Below are 18297 nucleotides of genomic sequence, written 5' to 3'. Positions count from 1 at the left end.
GAGACGTGACCTCCACCCTGGCAGCGCCGACTCTGAGGATGCTCGACGCGGTGCGAACCGCACTCTCCCTCCTCGCGGCGATCGAGCTCATCGACCCCCTCGTGGACTCCGTGCGCGACGAGGGCGATGCCGCGCTGTGCGCCCTGCGCGACGCCATCGAGGACGAGACCGACCAGGTGACGGCCATCGCGGCCGTGCACGCGGCCGCGGCAGGGGGAGCGGCCGTGGCCGCCGAGCTCCTGGTGCCCCTGCTGACCTCGTCCGTGCCGTTCCTCCGGGAGCACGCGACCTGGGCGCTGCGCTCGTGCTCGCCGCTGCCGGATGCCGTCGCCCCGCTGCGGGTGGCGATGGCCGAGGGCGGTTTCGTCGGCATGCTCGCCGAGGCGACGCTCGAGGCCTGGGGTGTCATCCGGTACGACGACGACGTCGACGACGCTCCACGTGTGGGTGGCACCGAGGCTGGCCGGCCCGGTCTGACCGTGGCCCAGCTGTTCCTGCACGCCGACATCGACGGCAGCCTCATGAACGCCGGGAAGGGCGACACGGGGGGCATTGCAACCCTGCTCGTCCACCTGGGCGACTCGCTGGTGGACGACCCCCGGATCGCGCGGGTGCTGACCCTCTCGCGCAGCCACGACGACGGTCGGACACCCGAGGACCCACTGGCCCCCGGCCACCACTACCTCGGCATTCCCCTGCCCGGACGCGTCCGTCCCGCCGCGGAGACCTGGTCTCTGCGCGTGCCCGTGCGGCAGGGACTGCGCCGCGCCCTCAGGGCTGCAGCCCCGGTGGACGTCCTCCACCTGCGGATGGCCGACGTCGGCTCGTGGGTCGCGGCCGACGTGGCGCGCGAGCTGGGGATCCCCACGGTGCTCACCCTGGCGCCGGACCCGCACGCGCTCATCTCCGCACGGGAGGAGGCGGGCACGCTCGACCGCTCCACCTTCGGCGCCGCGGACCACGTCGAGCACCTCGTCTTCCGGGTGCGGCTCCTGCGCGACCTCGCGGCCGGCGCTGCGGGCCTCGTGGCCTTCCCTCGGCCCCAGCTGGAGCGCGACCTGCGCGACCTCCTGCACCTCGACCCGGATGCCGGTGACCGTCCCGTGGTCGTGCCCGAGGGCATCGACCTCGCCCCGGTCGACCGCGCGGCACGGGAGGTGGCCATGGCCGCTCAGGGCGTCGAGGTCCCCCTGCCGGCCCGACGTGCGCTGACCGAGCTCGACGCGCTGCTGTCGACCCTGCCTCCCGCGCGCCGCGGGCTCCCGCTCGCCATCACGGTCGGGCGGCTGCACCGGGTCAAGGGGATGGCGACGCTCGTCGAGGCGTGGGCGGCCGACCCGGCGTGCGCCGACCGGTGCAACCTGCTCGTCGTCGGGGGCGACCTCGACGACCCCTCGAGCGACGAGGCCGAGCAGCTCGCCCGCATCGACGCGTCGGTTCCCCGGGCGCAGGCCGCCGAGCGTGGTCTGCTGCTCGCGGGCCATCGCCCGAACGGGGTGGTCGCCACCTGGCTGGCGGCCGTCCGTCTGGGCCGGCCCGGTCTCAGCGCGGCGGGTGGGGTGTACGTGTCCGCCAGCCTCAAGGAGGAGTTCGGCATCGCCATCCTCGAGGCGATGGCGTCGGGGCTCGTGGTGGTCGCCCCGGGAACTGGCGGACCGGCGACCTACGTCGAGGACGGGGTGACGGGCCTGCTCGTCGACACCACCTCGCCGGAGGTCCTCGCGGATGCCGTCGTGTCGGCCCTGGGCCTGGCCGCTGCCCCGGACGCAGCCGCCCGCGCGGAACACGCGCGGGACGTCGTGGCCGACGAGTTCAGCATCGCCACGATGGCCGCGTCACTCGCCACGGTCTACGTGGAGGTGACCCGTGACGCTGCTCGTCGTCAGTCCTGACTACGCCTCGCACCTGCTCCCGCTCGCCACGCTGGGCACGGCATGGACCGAGGCGGGCGAACGGGTCGTCGTCGCCACGGGCCCGGCGACCGACGCGATCGTGCACAGGTTCGGCTTCGAGCGCGAGGACCTCCGTCTGGGCCGCGGGTCCAACCCGGGGGTCATCCGCGCCGAGGACCAGCCCCGCGGGGAGGACGAGGCCCTGCGCGGGTTCTTCGAGGCGACCCGTCTCGGTGCCGTTCCGACGCTGGCGTTCCAGGCGGCCGCTCGCGGCGACGACCTGCTGTGGGAACCGCTGCGGGTCGCGCGTGAGGTCCAGGTCCTCGTGGACCGCGTCCGACCCGACCACGTCATCGTCGACCACCTTGCCTTCAGCGCGCGGCTGGGGCTCACGGGCGCGGGCGTGCCCCACGCGGACGTCGTCCTCGGGCACCCGTCCGCGCTCACGGTGGGGGACGAGGTCTACGGCTACCCGCCCGCGTGGCCGAGCTGTCTGCAGCCCGACCCGGATGCTCTCGTCGCCCTCCGCCGCCAGTGCGAGGGTGTGCGCGACGCGTTCACCGAGCAGTGGAACGGCGTGCTTGCCACCCTCGACCCCGGCGCCGCGGCCAGCCCCGACGCCTTCGCCGAGACCGGCGACGTCCTGCTGCTCAACTACCCCGAGGAGCTTCACCCGCCCGAGCGCACCGCGCTGCTGCCGCGGCACGCCTTCCTCGGGTCCTCGGTCCGCACCGAGGAACCCGACGAGGAGGTCTCCGCCTGGCTGGTACGCGATGGAGCACCGGTCGTCTACGTGAGCCTCGGCAGCTTCCTCTCGGTGCGTTCGGACGTGCTCGCCCGCGTCGCGGACGCCCTGCGCAGCCTCGACGTGCGCGTCGCCCTGGCCACCGGCTCCACCCCGCGTGACGAGCTGGGCCCGATCCCGCCGTCCTGGCTGGTCCGTCCCGAGCTCCCGCAGGTCACCGTGCTGGGTCGGGCCGCCCTGGCCGTGTCGCACGGTGGCAACAACAGCGTGACCGAGGCGATGACCGCAGGAGTGCCCCTGCTGCTCCTGCCCCTGTCCACCGACCAGTTCGCGGGCGCGGCCGGGATCGAGTCCGCCGGCCTCGGCGAGGCGCTCGACCCCAACTCGGCCACCTCGGCGGAGCTGCGGACCGCCATCGAGCGACTCCTCTCCCTCGCTCCGGACGCGAGGGCCCGGCTCACACGGCTGTCCCGGGACCTCACTCGACGTCCCGGGGCCCGACGTGCCCGCGCGGCGCTGACTGCGGCTGACGACAGCGCGGGCGCGCGGCCGAGCCGGTCCGGCGGGGTGCGCTGACCCGGGCCCGCCGTCTGCCGGATGTCGTTCGGCGGTGGGCACCCTGTCGGTGGTGTGCGGCAGGATGACCGGGTGAGCGAGAGCGAGCTGGTGGCCGAGGACGAGCTGGAGTCCGCGACGTCGGGGGAGCCGGCCGCGGAGGTGCCCGAGGAGGTCCGCCACGAGTGGACCGACCTCGCCGAGCAGGCGACGGCGCACCAGTTCGCCTACCACGTCAAGGACTCGCCGACCGTCAGCGACGGTGAGTACGACGCCCTGATGAAGCGGCTCAACGCGCTCGAGGACGAGTACCCCTCGCTGCGCACGCCCGAGAGCCCCACCCAGTCCGTGGGTGGCGCGGTCTTCTCGACCGACTTCCAGGCCGTCGACCACCTCGAGCGGATGCTCAGCCTCGACAACGCCTTCGCGCCCGACGAGATGCTCGAGTGGGCGGGACGCGTCGAGCGGGAGGCCGGCAAGGGCTTCCACTACCTCTGCGAGCTCAAGATCGACGGGCTCGCGGTCAACCTGCTCTACGAGAAGGGCCGGCTGACCCGCGCCCTGACCCGGGGAGACGGCCGCACGGGCGAGGACGTGACGCTCAACGTCCGGACGATCGACGGCATACCGACCGAGCTCGCCGGGACCACGGAGCACCCGGTCCCCGACCTCGTCGAGGTGCGCGGTGAGGTCTTCTTCCCGATCGAGGCGTTCGCCGACCTCAACGCCTCGCTCGTCGAGGCCGGCAAGGCGCCCTTCGCCAACCCGCGCAACGCCGCCGCCGGCTCGCTGCGGATGAAGGACCCACGGGTCACCGCGACGCGTCCGCTGCACATGCTGGTGCACGGCATCGGCAAGCGCGAGGGCTTCGACCTCACCCGGCAGATCGAGGCGTATGCCGCGCTCGGTTCCTGGGGGCTGCCGGTGTCGAGCCACTTCCGGGTGCTCGACACGATCGAGGAGGTCAACGCCTTCATCGTCTCGACGGGGGAGCACCGCCACGACGTCGAGCACGAGATCGACGGCGTCGTCGTCAAGGTCGACGAGATCGCCGTGCAGCGCCAGCTCGGCGCGACCTCACGGGCGCCCCGGTGGGCGATCGCCTACAAGTACCCGCCGGAGGAGGTCAACACCACGCTCCTCGACATCCAGGTGGGCATCGGGCGCACCGGCCGGGTGACGCCGTTCGGGGTCATGTCACCGGTGCTCGTCGCCGGCTCGACGGTCGAGCGGGCCACCCTGCACAACGCCACCGAGGTCAAACGCAAGGGCGTGCTCATCGGTGACACGGTCGTGCTGCGCAAGGCCGGCGACGTCATCCCCGAGATCCTCGGACCGGTCGTCGACCTGCGCGACGGCACCGAGCGCGAGTTCGTCATGCCGACCGAGTGCCCGTCGTGCGGCACGCCCCTCGCCCCCGAGAAGGAGGGCGACAAGGACATCCGCTGCCCCAACACCCGGAGCTGCCCGGCCCAGCTGCGCGAGCGGCTGACGAGCCTGGCCGGTCGGGGGGCCTTCGACATCGAGGCGCTCGGCTTCGAGGGTGCGGTCGCGCTCCTCGACTCGGGAGTGCTGACCGACGAGTCGACCCTCTTCGGGCTCACCGCAGCGGAGATCGCGCGGGTCCCGCTCTACACCCGCGCCGCCAAGAAGACCGACCCCCAGGACGCCGTCGTCGACGGCCGGGTCCTGTCCGCCAACGGCGCCAAGCTCGTCGCCAACCTCGAGACCGCCAGGCAGCAGCCGCTGTGGCGCGTGCTCGTCGGGCTCTCGATCCGCCACGTCGGCCCCACGGCGGCGCGAGCCCTGGCCCAGCACTTCGGCTCGATGGCCGCGATCCGGGCGGCGAGCGTCGAGGAGCTCTCCGGCGTCGAGGGCGTCGGCGGTGTCATCGCCGAGTCGGTCCGCGACTGGTTCGACCGCGAGGACAACGAGTGGCACTGCGCCATCGTCGACCAGTGGGCCGCCGACGGTGTCCGGATGGAGGACGAGCGCGACGAGTCGGTCGAGCAGACGCTCGCCGGGCTGACCGTCGTCGTCACCGGGTCGCTCGAGGGCTTCAGCCGCGACGAGGCCAAGGAGGCGATCCTCGCGCGCGGCGGCAAGGCGTCGGGCTCGGTCTCCAAGAAGACCGACTACGTCGTCGTCGGGCCCGGCGCCGGGTCCAAGGAGGACAAGGCGCGCGAGCTCGGACTGACCATCCTCGACGAGGCCGGATTCGGCACCCTGCTCGAGACGGGTTCCGCGCCGGCCGCCGAGTAGCCCCTGGCCGCCCACTGGCCGATGGGGCAGCGCCGGCGCTGGGCGAGGGAAGGCCCCGGGTCAAGGTGGCGAGAGTCGCCGAGGTCTGCGTCAGCGGTGACCGGCGTGGTCCTCCGAGCCCAGCTGACGGTCGACCGCGGCGTGGATCGCCTTGGCGGCGTCGTTGAGATTGTTCGGCGTGCCGTTGGCGAACGCGTCCCGGATGACCTTGGCCCAGAGGTCCGGGTTCTTGGACAGGAGGTGCGCGTACTGCGGCTTGAGGTTGATCTCGCGGATCCAGTCGTTGAGGCTCGTGCCCGGGAACTGCGGGAGCTCGTCGTGCAGGACGTTGCGCCAGCGCAGGTTGGGGTGGTTCGGGACGCTGTAGCGGCTGCCGAGGAAGCGGGGGATGTCGTTGAGGATGTCCTTGAGCGAGCTGATGAGCGTGTCGAGGTCGCGCACCGAGTTCTTCAGGCCCGTGATCTTGGGCAGGACCTCCGCGCAGAGGGCGGACACCCGTGTCGTCGCCTGGTGGATGACGAGCGGGGTCGCGGCACCGAGGGTGAGGACGAGCTCGGCGACGTAGCTGCAGATGGCGCCGGCGATCTGGGCCAGCGCATCGCGGATGAGGCCGTGGACGAAGCCGACGAGGACCGCGCACCCGTCGAAGCCGAGCGAGATGGCCCGGGCTCCCTTGCTCATGAGGTCGAGCTTCTGGACCTGCTTCTCGACGTGGTCGCGGTAGGCGGTGACGTTGGGCCCGGTCATGCCCTCGAGCCGGCTGCTCGCGTTCTCGCGGAAGTCGTCGCGGACGGAGCCCACCTCGGTCGAGACGTTCTGCCAGGTGCCCGCGAAAGCCGACACCGCCTCGGGGTTGCCGGTCAGCTCGTCGAACCAGGTCTTGATCGGGTCGAGGTGGTCGATGATCCACCCGATGCCGGCGGCGAACAGGCTGCCGAGCGGGTCAGAGACCGTCGCGTAGACGTCGAAGCCGACGGCCACGCCCGACAGGGCCGCGTCGACCCAGTTCTCACCGGCGATGGCCTCGCAGTAGCTCGCGCCCGAGTCGATGAGCCCGGCGCCGGAGTGCCACGAGCGGTCGGAGGGCTGGACGACCAGCGGGTTGTCGCTCATCGCTGACCCGCGTTCCCGATCGAGGTGGCCGCGGTGTCGTCGTCGCTGGTGTACTGGGTCACGGTGTTGGTGAGGCCGATCATCGTCTCCTCCATGTCCATCGACAGGTTGGACACGGTGTTCTTGCCGACCAGGGCGATGCCGGTCGCCAGCAGCGCGAGCGGCTGGTTGATGAGACCGAAGGCGGTGGGATCGAGGGACGTCTGGCCGGCCGAGCTGGCGTTCGAGAGCCGGTCGGCGAAGGAGCCGACCCTGCGGCCGTGCCCACTGATGTCCTCGGTGCGGACGTCGAAGCTGGTCAACTCGGATCCCCCATGCGGTCGTCGTGAAGTGCGATGCACCGCACAGGCTAGTGACCGGTCGTCACCGGGGCGATGGGGAGCACTCCCCATCGTGACCGGTTAGGGTCGCTCGCATGATTCGCGAGACTGACATGACCGGCCTCGTGTGGGGGGTTCGCCTGTTCCTCGTCATCGTCAGCGTGGCGCTGTTCGCGATGTTCTTCTTCGTCCTCTGGCTGCTCGTCCGACCCGTCATCACCGAGTTCCTCCGGGCGCGGTCGGCGGGGGACATGTGGCTGCCCTTCCTGCCGAACGAGCGCGGCGACTACGGCCCGCTGGCGTCCAACCGGTGGTGGAGCGTGTTCCGGTCGGAGTCCCGCGGGTCGAGCGGCGAGCTCGCCTGGCGCTGGACCGCCTGGGTGCTCACCTCGGTCGGTCTCACCGTGGGCAGCGTTGCGGCGATGTGGGCCTGGGTCCGGGCCCTCGGACGCACCTGGGTCTGAGGCGCCGCGCTGGCACCGCCGCGCTGGCTCCGCCGCGCCGGCGCCCCGACGCGCAGGCGGTCTCAGCGACCGTCGTCGTCCGGCAGGACCTCGCCTCGGGCGAACCGGGTCTCCAGCGAGCTCCGCACGAGGCGGTCCTGCTCCGAGTCCTCGCCGAACGCCTCCGCACTGGTGCGGGCGATGAGCCGGACCAGCTCCTCCTGTGCCGCGGCGATCGCGGAGAGGATGCGCTGGGTCACCGCGTCGCCACCCTCGGCGCAGGCGCTCGTCGCCACGGTGAGGCCGGTGAGGGCGCCGTTGCCGGACACCGTCGCGGTCACGCCCTCGAACCGGCCCTCTGCGCTGAGCCTGTCGACCTCGGCCCGCCAGGCGAAGGCCGCCCGCGCCTTGGCCACCGCGCGGTCGAGGTCGCCCTGCGCCGGGATGTCACCCGTGAGCCCGCCACCGAAGGCGTCGAAGGCGCTCACCACTGACCTCCCGGGTTGCCGGCGGCGGGATCTGGCTCGTCCGGGTCGGGCGTGCGCACGTTGGCGGCGATCTCACCGGTGACGACCCGCGTCGTCGGCGAGTCCGCACCCCACTGCGCGCTGGTGAGGTCGGTCGTCTGCCGCAGGACGTCCTCCTGGGCAGCGTGCACGGCGCTCTGGACGGCGAGCTCGACGACGCGGCCGCCCCGGGCCGCCGTGCTGTCGGCCACCGTCAGTCCGGTGACGATGCCGTCGAGGTTCACCGTCGCCCGCACCCGGCCCCGGTCGGCGGAGCCGGTCCCTGTCAGCGCCATGACCTGCGCGCTCCAGGCCGTACTGGTCTCGGCGCGGTGCTGGGCCGCGCGCACCTCGTCGTCGTAGCGGTGGTCGTCGTCCACCCTCTGGCCATCCCCTGATGTCATGCGGTGCAGGCTAGCCGCCATGCGGCCGCGAACCACCGCAACCCCGGCACGTCTGCGTTCAGTGAGGCCGCCACCGCCACCGGCCCTCGCCAGGCGTCGGCACGTCCAGCTGTCGAACCAGCCCTGTGCCCCGAGCGCCCGCGGGTGAGAGCATCGCGGCGTGACGACCACCGAGGACCTTGCGCCGACCGGGGCGCTCCGTGCCTCCATCAACCTCGGCAACGCCGTGCTGACGAACGGCTCGTCCGAGTCGCCGGCCGGCATCACGGTCGACATCGCCCACGAGCTCGGTCGGCGACTGGACGTGCCCGTGGACCTCGTCCTCTGGGATGCGGCCCGCAAGTCGGTCGACGCGGTCCGGGACGGTGCCGCGGACGTCTGCTTCCTCGCCGTGGACCCGGTGCGTGCCGAGGAGCTCGCCTTCAGCGCGCCCTACGTCCTCATCGAGGGCGCGTATGCCGTCCGCGAGAGTTCTCCTCTGCGCTCGGCCGCCGACGTGGACCGGGACGGCATACGGATCGGGGTCAAGCTAGGGTCCGCCTACGACCTCCACCTCTCGCGGTCGCTCGGCTCGGCCGAGCTGGTGCGCGGGTCGGACGGAGTCGACGTCTTCGCCGAGCAGGGCCTGGAGGTCGCGGCCGGCATCGCACAGCCGATCGAGGCCTACGTGTCGGCGAACCCCGGCCTGCGCGTGCTCGACGGTGCGTTCATGCAGATCCCGCAGGCGGTCGCGGTGTCACGTCGTCACGGCGACGAGTCCGTCGCCTGGCTGCGCTCGGTCGTGGACGAGCTCGTCGCGACCGGGTGGGTCGCCGAGGCCCTCGCGAGGCACGGTCACGACCCTGCGCTCGCGGCGTCCGCCGGAACGTCCTGACCGGCGGTGGTCGCTGACCGCGCGCTCGTCGCCGCGTCGAGGTGGAGCTGCTCAGGTCCGGAGGCGTGATCCCGATGATCCTGCGCCGGTGGACGCATCGAGGCTGACCTCGAGCTGGGCCACCGTCGCCCGGCGCGCCGCCAGCACGTGCTCCTCGGCCCGCGCGCCGGCCCGGGCGGGGTCGGCGGCGGCGATCGCCTCGACGATGCCGCGGTGCTCCGCCAGTGCCGCTGCGCGCCGGTCGGGCGACGCGTTGCTGAAGCGGCGGTAGCGCGCGAGCTGACCCTCGATCTGCGCGAGCACCCTTGACGCCCAGGCGTGGTCGGCGATCCGCTCGATCTCGACGTGGATGGCGTGGCCCGACTCCATGGCGCCCTCGGGGAGACCGGCGAGCGCCTCGTTGCGCTGCACGAAAGCGGTGAGCCGTTCGACATCCGTGGGCTCGGCGCGCTCGGCTGCCGCCGCGGCGACGAGACCCTCGAGACGGGCGCGGACGGCATACAGCTCCGCGGCATCGCGCGGAGAGAGGCGACGCACGACCATGCCGCCGGTGGGGAGCTGCTCGAGGAGGTCCTCGGCGAGCAGCAGCCGGAGAGCCTCGCGCAGGGGAGTGCGGCTCACACCCAGGGCGCTCGCGAGCTCGGTCTCGTGGAGGCGCTGCCCCGGCTCGAGCCGCATGTCCTGGATCTGCGCGAGCAGCTCCTCGTAGACGAACTGCGCGCCGCTGCGGCGTCGTGGGCTCGCGCTCGTGGACATGGGGGCATCCTGCCGTCGCGGACACTACTTGTCTACTTGTATACAAATATGCAACCATCGTGTCATGACCGCCCGGACCGTCGACGCGCAGCAGCTCGCCACCTTCATGGCCGACGTGGCCCGCGCCCACGGTGTGCCGTCCAAAGACGCCGACCTGCTCGCCGACTCGCTCCTCGTCGCCGAGCTGTGGGGGCACCCGTCGCACGGCGCGATCCGCCTGCCCTGGTACCTCGCCCGACTCCGCAGCGGTGCGATGCGCGCTCAGACCGAGGCGGTGACGGTCCGTGACTCGGGCAGCGTCGTCGTCCTCGACGGGCAGGACGGCCTCGGGCAGGTCGTCACCCAGCGCGCCGTCGAGCTCGGTGTCGAGCGGGCTCGCGTGCACGGCATCAGCGCTGTGGCCGTGCGCCGCTCGGGTCACTTCGGGACGGCCGCCTACTTCACGAGGTATGCCGCCGAGCGCGGCTTCGTGGCGCTGCTCGCGACCAACGCCTCGCCGGCGATGGCGCCGTGGGGCGGGCGCACGAAGCTCCTCGGCACCAACCCGTGGTCGATCGCCGCCCCGGGTCCCGACGGCGACGTCCTCGTCATGGACATGGCCAACACCGCGGTCGCCCGCGGCAAGGTCTACGTCGCCGCGGACCGGGGGGAGGCCATCCCGCAGGGGTGGGGCGCCGCGGCCGACGGGACGCCGACGACGGACCCGCGCGAGGCGATCGAGGGGCTCATCCTCCCCGTGGGTGGAGCCAAGGGCTACGTCATGGCGTTCATGTTCGACGTCCTCGCCGGTGTGCTCACCGGGAGCGCGTTCGGCGCCGACGTCGTCGGGCCCTACCGCCCCGAGGGCGCCAGCGGAGCGGGCCACCTGCTCATCACGCTCGACGTGGCCGCCTTCTGCGACCGCGAGGACTACGACGCCCGCGTGAGCGCCCTCGCCGAACAGGTGCGGGGGAGCGAGCCAGCCTCCTGGTCCGCCGGGGTGCTCACGCCGGGCGAGCTCGAGGACCGCAACCGGCGGCGCGCCGAGGCGGACGGCATACCCGTCTCCGACCAGACCTGGGCCGAGCTCACGACGCTCGCGGACGCCACCGGCGTCGCCCTGCCCGAGACCACCGCACCCAAGGAGAGCTCATGATCTCGCTCGTCGTCCGGCTCGATGTCCTCCCGGACCGCCTGGTGGAGTTCACCGAGGCCATCACCCGCAACGCCGCCGCGACGTTCGGCGACGAGCCCGGCTGCCTCCGGTTCGACGTCTGCCGGTCGCAGTCCGACCCCCACCACTTCGTCTTCTACGAGATCTACCGGGACGAGGCGGCGCTCGACGCACATCGCGCCGCAGCGCACTTCGCGCAGTGGCGCGAGGCCGTGGCGCGCACCGTCGTCCCCGGCAGCCAGGTCAACACGGTCACCGAGCTCGTCATCGCCCACCGTGAGACCGACAAGCCGCACGGGGCGACGGCATGAAGCTGCTCCTGCTGCCCGGCGACGGGATCGGACCCGAGATCGCCGCGGCGACGGAGCGGGTGCTCCGCGCAGCCGACGACACCTTCGGGCTCGACCTGGAGATCGAGCACCGCGACGTCGGCTGGGCCGCCCACGAGGCGGTCGGAGAGACGATGCCGCAGGACGTGCTCGACCGGGTCGGCGAGGTCGACGGCACCATCCTCGGACCGGTGTCGCACCTCGACTACCCCTCGCGCGCCGAGGGCGGGTGGAACCCCTCGGCCGCGATCCGGACGACCTACCGCCTGTACTCGAACGTCAGGCCGGCGCGCAGCATCCCAGACCTCACCGTGCTGCCCGACGCGCTCGACCTCGTCATCGTCCGGGAGAACACCGAGGGCTTCTACAGCGACCGCAACATGGTGGCCGGCAGCGGCGAGTTCATGCCCGACCCCGACCTCGCACTCTCGGTCCGCAAGATCTCCCGGCGTGCCTGCAACGCCGTCGCCGAGGAGGCCTTCCGGCTCGCGGCCGGTCGACGAGGGCGGGTCACCGCGGTCCACAAGGCGAACGTGCTCAGGCTCTCGGACGGGCTGTTCCTCGACGAGGTCCGGGCCGTGGCCGCCCGTCACCCGGACGTCGAGCTGCGCGAGCTCATCGTCGACGCCGCGACGTCCCACCTCGTGCGCTCCCCGCGGGAGTTCGACGTCGTCGTGACGACCAACATGTTCGGCGACATCCTCTCGGACCTGGCCTGTGCCCTCTCGGGCAGCCTCGGTCTCGGTGGCTCCCTCAACGTCGGCGACGGCGTCGCCGTGGCCCAGGCCCAGCACGGCTCCGCGCCGGACATCGCCGGTCAGGGGATCGCCAACCCGACCTCGCTCATCCTCTCCACCACCATGCTGCTGCGCTGGTGGGCGGAGAGGAGCGGGTCCGAGAGGTTCGCCAAGGCCGCCGACGCCGTCGACGCGGCGGTCGACGGGTGCCTCGCCGACCCCGCCACCCGGACGCGCGACCTGCGCGGCTCCCTCGACACCGACCAGTTCCCAACCGCCCTCCTCACGAAGCTGGAGTCCTGACCGATGACCGACCGCACCGCACCCGACGCCCCCAACCTCCTCATCCGCCCCGACGAGGTCGAGCCGTTCGACCGCGGCAACGGCGTCCGCACCGTGCCCTACGTCGGGAAGTGGAACTGCGAGAGCAACCACGTGACGACCGGGCAGACGCAGTTCCAGGAGGGGACCGGCCTGCCGCTGCACAGCCACAACGTCGAGGAGTCCGTGCTCATCCTCGAGGGCGAGGCCGTCGCCGAGGTCGACGGGCAGGAGTTCGACCTCGTCGCCGGCGAGGCGACGTGGGTCCCGGCCGGTGTGCCACACCGCTTCTACAACCGTGGCACCGGCGTCATGCGCATCTACTGGGTCTACGGCGGCCGCGACGTGACCCGGACGATCACCGCCACCGGGGAGACGTTCGAGCACCTGTCCGATGCCGACCGGGGCGGGCTGAGCACCCCGTGACCGAGACCGACACCGAGACCGCCGTCGAAGCCGTCATCGAGACCGTCAACCCGGCCACCGGCGAGGCCTTGGCGTCCTACCCGGTGATGGACGACGCTGCGATCGAGGCGGCGGTCACCGAGGTGACCGAGGCCGCCCGGACGTGGGCGTCGGTCCGGCGCGCCGATCGGTCGTCCCTCCTGGTCCGGATCGCCGACTCCCTCGACGCACAGCGCGAGTCGCTCGCTGCGCTCATCACGTCCGAGATGGGCAAGCCCCTGCGCGAGGCCCGTGGTGAGGTGGACAAGTCCGCGACCACAGCGCGCTGGTATGCCGCGAACCTCGCGCGACTCCTCGAGCCACAACCGGTCGACGTGGGAGGCGGCGCGCGTGCGTGGGTGACCCGTGAGCCCATCGGGCCCGTCCTCGCCGTCATGCCGTGGAACTTCCCGCTGTGGCAGGTCATGCGCTTCGTGCTGCCCGCCCTCGGCGCGGGCAACACGGTGCTGCTCAAGCACTCGCCGAACGTCACCGGGTCGGCGCTCGCCATCGAGTCGCTCGTGCGCGGTGCAGGCATGGAACAGGAGACGCCGCACGGCCTCCTGCGGACGCTCGTCGTCGCCGAGGCACACGTCCCGGAGGTGAGCGACCGGCTCGTCGCCGACCCACGGGTCGCGGGGGTGACGCTCACCGGCAGCAACCGCGCCGGTGCCGCGGTCGGGGCTGCGGCCGGCCGTGCGGTCAAGCCGTCCGTCCTCGAGCTCGGTGGGTCCGACGCCTTCGTCGTGCTCTCTGACGCCGACGTGGCGGCGGCGGCCGACGCCGCCGTGCGCGCTCGCTTCCACAACGGCGGTCAGTCGTGCGTCTGTGCCAAGCGGTTCATCGTCGCCGCCGAGGTCGCCGACGAGTTCATGGATCGCTTCCTCCTGGGGGTCTCGGCCCTGCGCGTGGGCGACCCGACGGACGAGTCGGTCGACGTCGGGCCGCTGGCGCGCGACGACCTCCGCACGGCGGTCCAGCGCCAGGTCGACGAGTCGGTGACGGCCGGGGCGCGCCTCGTGGCCGGCGGGTCGGCGATCACGGGTGACGGCTGGTTCTTCGAGCCGACCGTCCTCATCGTCGACGGGCCCGGGGTCCCGGTGTTCGACGAGGAGACGTTCGGCCCGGTGGCCGCCGTCGTGGTGGCCCGGGACGACGCGGACGCGGCCCGCTTGGCCGACGCGACGGCATACGGGCTCGGTCTGTCGGTCTGGAGCGCGTCGACCGAGCGGGCCGTCGCCCTGGCGGCGCGGGTCACGACCGGCGCCGTCTTCGTCAACGCGGTCGTCGCCTCCGACGTCCGCGTCCCGTTCGGCGGGACGAAGCAGTCGGGCTACGGCCGTGAGCTCGGTGCCGAGGGGATGTACGCGTTCATGAACCAGCGGACCTACTGGGCCGCCGTCTGATAGCGACGTTCGGGGCGGCCGGCCGACCCGTAGCGGTGACGGACGGCGGCCGCGCCCGAGTCGACGAGGTACTCGAGGTAGCGGCGGGCGCTGCTGCGCGCGATCCCCACGGCCTCGCCGCACTCCGTCGCCGACAGGCCGTCGTCACCGGCACCTGCGAGCGCGCCGCTCACGAGCGCAACCGTCTCGGGGCTGATCCCCTTGGGGAGCGAACTGCGGGACCGGCCCGCGGGGCCGGTGCGGAAGAGGCGGTCTGCCTCCTCCTGCTCGACCGCGGTGCCGGGGTCCTGGCCACGGATCCGCGCGCAGTGCCGGGCGTACTCGTCGAGCCGTCGTCGGAGCTCGTCGAGCTCGAACGGCTTGACGAGGTACTGGTAGACCCCTGACTGCATCGCCTGGCGGAGCGAGTCGAGGTCGCGCGCCGCGCTGATGACGATGACGTCGCAGTCGGCACCCAGGCCGCGCAGCCGGCGCAGCACCTCGAGCCCGGTGAGGTCGGGCAGGTAGACGTCGAGCAGCACGAGGTCCGGCCGCTTGTCCTTGACCAGCGCGAGGGCCTGGGCGCCCGTGCTCGCGACACCGACTACCTCGAAGCCGTCGAGGCGGGCGACCGTGCTCGAGTGCAGCCGAGCCACCATGAAGTCGTCGTCGACGACGACGGTGCGGATGGGGAGGGAGTCGATGGGCGCCATGGCTCAGGACGTCGGGAGGTGGACCGTGAAGACGGCACCGTCGTCGTTGCTCACGCTCACCTCTCCTCCTCGCTTGGTGCAGACCATACGCACGAGGGCCAGGCCGATGCCGCGTGACGACCCCGGCTCGCTGTCCTTGGTCGAGAAGCCGCGCACGAACAGCGTGCCCATGTCGCCGGTCGGGACGCCGGGGCCGTTGTCGCGCACCGTGAGGCGGACCGTGCCGTCGTCCGGGCCCGCCAGGGCCACCCGCACCCGGCCGCTGAGCTCAGGGACGGCGTCGAGGGCGTTGTCGACGAGGTTGCCGAGGATCGTGTTGAGGTCCGTGGACAGGTCACCGTCGAGGCGGGCCAGGTGGGTGTCGTCGTCGAGGTCGAGCGTGATGCCCCGCTCTGCGGCCTGCCGGGACTTGGCCATGAGCATGGCCGCCACGGCCGGGTCGGCGACCGCGGTCCCCACCCGTGCGGTGAGCTCGGCCTCGTCGGCCGTGATGTGACGGATGTAGTCCCGGACGTCGTCGTACTCCTCGAGCGCGATGAGCCCGGCGACGACGTGCATCCGGTTGCTGAACTCATGGGCCTGGGCCCGCAGCGAGTCCGTGGTCGCGCGGGTCACGTCGAGGTCGCGCTGGAGCTCGAGCAGCTCGGTCCGGTCGCGGAGGGTGGCGACGTGTCCCACGAGACGTCCCTGCTGCCGCACCGGCATGACGTTCGCGGTGACGAGCCGGCCCTTGACGAGGAGGACCCGGTCGACGGACGTGACCTCCGGCTCGTCGGTGACCGTGACCGTCGGGCCGCTGCGCAGCCGTCGCGTCGGGAAGAGCCCCAGAAGCGGGCGGTCGGCGCCGAGCTCGGACAGGGAGTGCCCCACGGCGCCCGCCTGCGGGATGGACAGCAGGGTGGCCGCCTCGTCGTTGATCAGGGTGACGCGTCCGGCGAGGTCGATGGCGAGCAGTCCCTCCTTGATGCCGTGCAGCACCGCCTCGCGCTGCTCGACGAGCCCGGCGATCTCGCGCGGCTCGAGCCCCAGCGTCTGCCGCTTGACGCGACGGGCGAGCAGCAGTGAGCCGAGCACGCCGATGAGCCCGGCGAGACCGAGGTAGGTGAGGAGGTTGGGGGTGATGGTGGCGAGGTCGTCCCAGACGGAGGGGGAGGTGCGCGTCACGGCGACGACACCGACCGGCTCGAGCTCCCCGGCGACGTTCACCGGTGCCATCGCCATGATGGTCTCGGGGTCGTCGTCGTCGCCCTCGCCGCCGAGCCAGGAGCTGCCCTCGAAGGCATCGGTCCGGGGCAGCCGGCTCACCGGGTTCTCGGCGGCCGCGGCCACGACGGAGCCGTCGGACGTGCGGGCGAGGTAGACGCCCTCGGAGTCCGACAGCGTGCGGGCGGACTCCAGCGCCGCCTGTGCCTGCGACATCCACGCCTCGCCCTGCGGGCCGAGCACCTGGCGGACGCCCGGTTCCTGGGTCACCTGCTCCGCGACCTGGCGCGCCCGCCGGACCTCGCGGTCGGTGACGCCCGCCCCCTGCTGGGCGACGGAGAGGGCACCCACTCCGACGAAGACGATGCTCACGATGAGCAGCTGGGTCGCGAGCATGCGGCCGGCCAGGGTCTGCGGCCAGAGACGGCGCAGCGCCGCCCGCACCCGTCCTGACCGTCGTCGCGCCACCCCTCGATTGTGCCGGTCGCCGGTGCGAGCACGACGCAGGGCCGTGAGCACAAAGAACTCAACGACGTCTGTGCCCGCAACAGTGACAGGGCCGCCTGCAGGGGCGAACGTTGGACGCGACGCACCCACCTCGACAAAGGAGTCCCCCGTGCGACTGACCACTCTGGTTCGCAGCGCCGCCCTCACTGCAGCCGCAGCCCTCGCCCTCACCGCGTGCGGCGTGAGCAACACCGACGACGACACCGCCTCCGGCTCCGGCTCCGGTGGCAGCGCCACGGCCGAGAAGCTCTCCGGCCTGCGCATCATGGTCCCGAACTCGCCCGGCTCCGGCTACGACCAGACGGCCCGCGCCGTCTCCGCAGACCTCCAGTCCGCGGGCCTGAGCGGCTCCGTCGAGGTGTTCAACCAGGCCGGTGCCGGTGGCACCGTCGGTCTTGCCCGCCTCATCAACGAGAAGGGCAAGGGCGACCTGCTCATGCAGATGGGCCTCGGCGTCGTCGGTGCGTCCTACAGCAACAAGTCGGAGGCCAAGCTCACCGACACGACGCCCATCGCCAAGCTCATCGAGGAGTCCGAGGCGATCGTCGTGGCGAAGGACTCGCCCTTCAAGACGCTCGACGACCTCATCAACGCCTGGAAGGCCAACCCCGGCGCCGTGCCCGTCGGTGGCGCGTCCAACGTCGGCGGTCCCGACCACCTCACCCCGATGCTCTTCGCCAAGGCCGTCGGCCTCGACGCCAAGAAGGTCAACTACGTCGCCTACGACGGCGGTGGCGAGCTCATGACGGCCGTGCTCGGCAAGAAGCTCGGCTTCGCCGCCACCGGCGTGAGCGAGGTCGTCGAGCAGGCCAAGTCCGGTGACGTGCGTGTCCTCGCCGTGACGAGCGAGACGGCGGTCGAGGGCCTCGATGCCAAGCCGCTCAAGGACCAGGGCGTCGACCTCACCTTCACCAACTGGCGCGGTCTCGTCGCGGCTCCGGAGATCTCCGCCGCCGACAAGGACAAGCTCATCGCGGCCGTGACGGCCCTGCACGGCACCGAGGAGTGGAAGAAGACGCTCGCGGACAAGGGCTGGACCGACGCCTTCATCCCCGGCGACGAGTTCTCGACCTTCCTGACCTCCGAGAGCGACCGCGTCGCCGGTGTGCTCAAGGAGCTGGGTCTCGCCTGATGAGCGACCAGGTGCAGTCGCGGGGGGAGGGGCGCTCCGAGTACGGGGTGTCCCTCCTCCTGCTGGCCCTGGGGATCGTCGCGATCGTCGACGCCCTCGGCCTGATCGAGCGGGGCGCGCGCGGCTTCATGACCGCACGCACCGTCCCCATGTTCGTCGGCGGCCTCCTCATCCTCTGCGCCGTGCTCCTCGCTGTCGACATCGCGCGCGGTGGGCGCGGTGAGCAGGAGAGCGGTGAGGACGTCGACCTCAGCCACGGGTCGGACTGGAGGACGGTCGGGATGCTCGCGGCGGCGTTCGCGTTCAACGCGGCTTTCATCGACCGCCTCGGCTGGCCCATCACCGGCGCCGTGCTCTTCTTCGGCTCCGCCTTCGCCCTCGGCAACCGCCACTACGTGAGGCTCGCGGTGATCTCGGTCCTGCTCTCGCTCGTCACGTGGTACGGCTTCTTCCTCGGCCTGGACGTCAAGCTCCCGGCCGGGCTCCTGGACGGGATCCTCTGA

19 protein-coding genes are annotated in these 18297 nt (G+C 72.4%); 12 read left to right on the top strand and 7 right to left on the bottom strand.

All coding sequences use genetic code 11. The features are described 5' to 3' along the window. Positions 1 to 5 precede the first annotated feature (5 nt). Genes LL946_RS01455 through ligA form a run of 3 tightly spaced genes read left to right on the top strand, consistent with a single transcriptional unit; the run spans position 6 to position 5454 of the window. On the top strand, positions 6 to 1892 hold the full coding sequence (locus LL946_RS01455) for a glycosyltransferase (RefSeq protein ID WP_404384048.1): 1887 nt from the start codon (positions 6 to 8) through the stop codon (positions 1890 to 1892). Beyond that, entirely contained in the window at positions 1867 to 3213 is a 1347-nt protein-coding gene (locus tag LL946_RS01450) for a nucleotide disphospho-sugar-binding domain-containing protein (RefSeq protein WP_404384046.1), read from the top strand. Before LL946_RS01455 ends, LL946_RS01450 begins: the two co-directional genes overlap by 26 nt. A gap of 21 nt (positions 3214 to 3234) precedes the next feature. Next, on the top strand, positions 3235 to 5454 hold the full coding sequence (ligA, locus tag LL946_RS01445) for an NAD-dependent DNA ligase LigA (RefSeq protein WP_404384044.1): 2220 nt from the start codon (positions 3235 to 3237) through the stop codon (positions 5452 to 5454). A 90-nt stretch (positions 5455 to 5544) separates the two neighbouring features. Here ligA and LL946_RS01440 read toward each other — a convergent pair whose 3' ends face one another. After that, entirely contained in the window at positions 5545 to 6567 is a 1023-nt protein-coding gene (locus LL946_RS01440) for a hypothetical protein (protein WP_404384042.1), read from the bottom strand. Next, the gene (locus LL946_RS01435) at positions 6564 to 6869 is read right to left on the bottom strand and encodes a hypothetical protein (RefSeq protein ID WP_404384040.1); all 306 of its coding nucleotides are present in this window, start codon (positions 6867 to 6869) and stop codon (positions 6564 to 6566) included. Before LL946_RS01435 ends, LL946_RS01440 begins: the two co-directional genes overlap by 4 nt. 113 nt (positions 6870 to 6982) lie before the next feature. Here LL946_RS01435 and LL946_RS01430 point away from each other — a divergent pair, with 113 nt between their 5' ends. After that, complete coding sequence (locus LL946_RS01430) at positions 6983 to 7351, top strand: hypothetical protein (protein WP_404384038.1); 369 nt, start codon at positions 6983 to 6985, stop codon at positions 7349 to 7351. A 62-nt stretch (positions 7352 to 7413) separates the two neighbouring features. Here the strand turns inward: LL946_RS01430 and LL946_RS01425 are convergent, their stop codons facing one another. Next, positions 7414 to 7818, bottom strand: coding sequence for a hypothetical protein (locus tag LL946_RS01425; RefSeq protein ID WP_404384036.1), 405 nt, complete (start codon positions 7816 to 7818; stop codon positions 7414 to 7416). After that, positions 7815 to 8240 carry a hypothetical protein gene (locus LL946_RS01420; RefSeq protein ID WP_404384034.1) on the bottom strand — a complete coding sequence of 142 codons (426 nt, stop codon included), beginning with the start codon at positions 8238 to 8240 and terminating at the stop codon, positions 7815 to 7817. Before LL946_RS01420 ends, LL946_RS01425 begins: the two co-directional genes overlap by 4 nt. A 160-nt stretch (positions 8241 to 8400) precedes the next feature. Here LL946_RS01420 and LL946_RS01415 point away from each other — a divergent pair, with 160 nt between their 5' ends. Beyond that, the gene (locus LL946_RS01415; protein WP_404384032.1) at positions 8401 to 9114 is read left to right on the top strand and encodes a transporter substrate-binding domain-containing protein; all 714 of its coding nucleotides are present in this window, start codon (positions 8401 to 8403) and stop codon (positions 9112 to 9114) included. 51 nt (positions 9115 to 9165) lie between these two features. Here LL946_RS01415 and LL946_RS01410 read toward each other — a convergent pair whose 3' ends face one another. Beyond that, positions 9166 to 9870: a GntR family transcriptional regulator gene (locus LL946_RS01410; protein ID WP_404384030.1), complete on the bottom strand. Its 705-nt coding sequence runs from the start codon at positions 9868 to 9870 to the stop codon at positions 9166 to 9168. Between the two features lie 64 nt (positions 9871 to 9934). On the opposite strand from LL946_RS01410, the gene LL946_RS01405 reads away from it, so the two are divergent. From LL946_RS01405 to LL946_RS01385, 5 genes are read left to right on the top strand one after another with little or no spacing between them, the layout of a single operon-like run. Further along, complete coding sequence (locus LL946_RS01405; RefSeq protein WP_404384028.1) at positions 9935 to 11005, top strand: Ldh family oxidoreductase; 1071 nt, start codon at positions 9935 to 9937, stop codon at positions 11003 to 11005. After that, positions 11002 to 11334 (top strand): putative quinol monooxygenase, encoded by a 333-nt coding sequence (locus LL946_RS01400; RefSeq protein ID WP_404384026.1) that lies wholly within the window; start codon positions 11002 to 11004, stop codon positions 11332 to 11334. Before LL946_RS01405 ends, LL946_RS01400 begins: the two co-directional genes overlap by 4 nt. Next, positions 11331 to 12392, top strand: a complete 1062-nt coding sequence (locus LL946_RS01395) for an isocitrate/isopropylmalate dehydrogenase family protein (protein WP_404384024.1) — start codon at positions 11331 to 11333, stop codon at positions 12390 to 12392. The genes LL946_RS01400 and LL946_RS01395 overlap by 4 nt, the downstream gene beginning before the upstream one ends. A gap of 3 nt (positions 12393 to 12395) precedes the next feature. Beyond that, positions 12396 to 12836, top strand: a complete 441-nt coding sequence (locus LL946_RS01390) for a cupin domain-containing protein (RefSeq protein WP_404384022.1) — start codon at positions 12396 to 12398, stop codon at positions 12834 to 12836. Continuing rightward, a complete protein-coding gene (locus tag LL946_RS01385; RefSeq protein WP_404384020.1) occupies positions 12833 to 14260 on the top strand; it encodes an aldehyde dehydrogenase family protein in 1428 nt (475 codons plus the stop codon). The genes LL946_RS01390 and LL946_RS01385 overlap by 4 nt, the downstream gene beginning before the upstream one ends. On the opposite strand, the gene LL946_RS01380 is transcribed toward LL946_RS01385, so the two are convergent. Then, on the bottom strand, positions 14242 to 14952 hold the full coding sequence (locus LL946_RS01380) for a response regulator (RefSeq protein WP_404384018.1): 711 nt from the start codon (positions 14950 to 14952) through the stop codon (positions 14242 to 14244). The two genes, LL946_RS01385 and LL946_RS01380, sit on opposite strands and share 19 nt — an antisense overlap. A gap of 3 nt (positions 14953 to 14955) precedes the next feature. Continuing rightward, entirely contained in the window at positions 14956 to 16623 is a 1668-nt protein-coding gene (locus LL946_RS01375; protein WP_404384016.1) for a sensor histidine kinase, read from the bottom strand. A 148-nt stretch (positions 16624 to 16771) separates the two neighbouring features. On the opposite strand from LL946_RS01375, the gene LL946_RS01370 reads away from it, so the two are divergent. Continuing rightward, positions 16772 to 17794 carry a Bug family tripartite tricarboxylate transporter substrate binding protein gene (locus LL946_RS01370; protein ID WP_404384014.1) on the top strand — a complete coding sequence of 341 codons (1023 nt, stop codon included), beginning with the start codon at positions 16772 to 16774 and terminating at the stop codon, positions 17792 to 17794. Further along, positions 17794 to 18297, top strand: coding sequence for a tripartite tricarboxylate transporter TctB family protein (locus LL946_RS01365; protein WP_404384012.1), 504 nt, complete (start codon positions 17794 to 17796; stop codon positions 18295 to 18297). The genes LL946_RS01370 and LL946_RS01365 overlap by 1 nt, the downstream gene beginning before the upstream one ends.

This window comes from Knoellia locipacati, assembly GCF_044791685.1.
Taxonomy (GTDB): domain Bacteria; phylum Actinomycetota; class Actinomycetes; order Actinomycetales; family Dermatophilaceae; genus Knoellia; species Knoellia locipacati_A.
The sequence above is the reverse complement of the archived record's forward strand: the minus strand, read 5'-3'. Positions and strand labels throughout refer to the sequence as shown.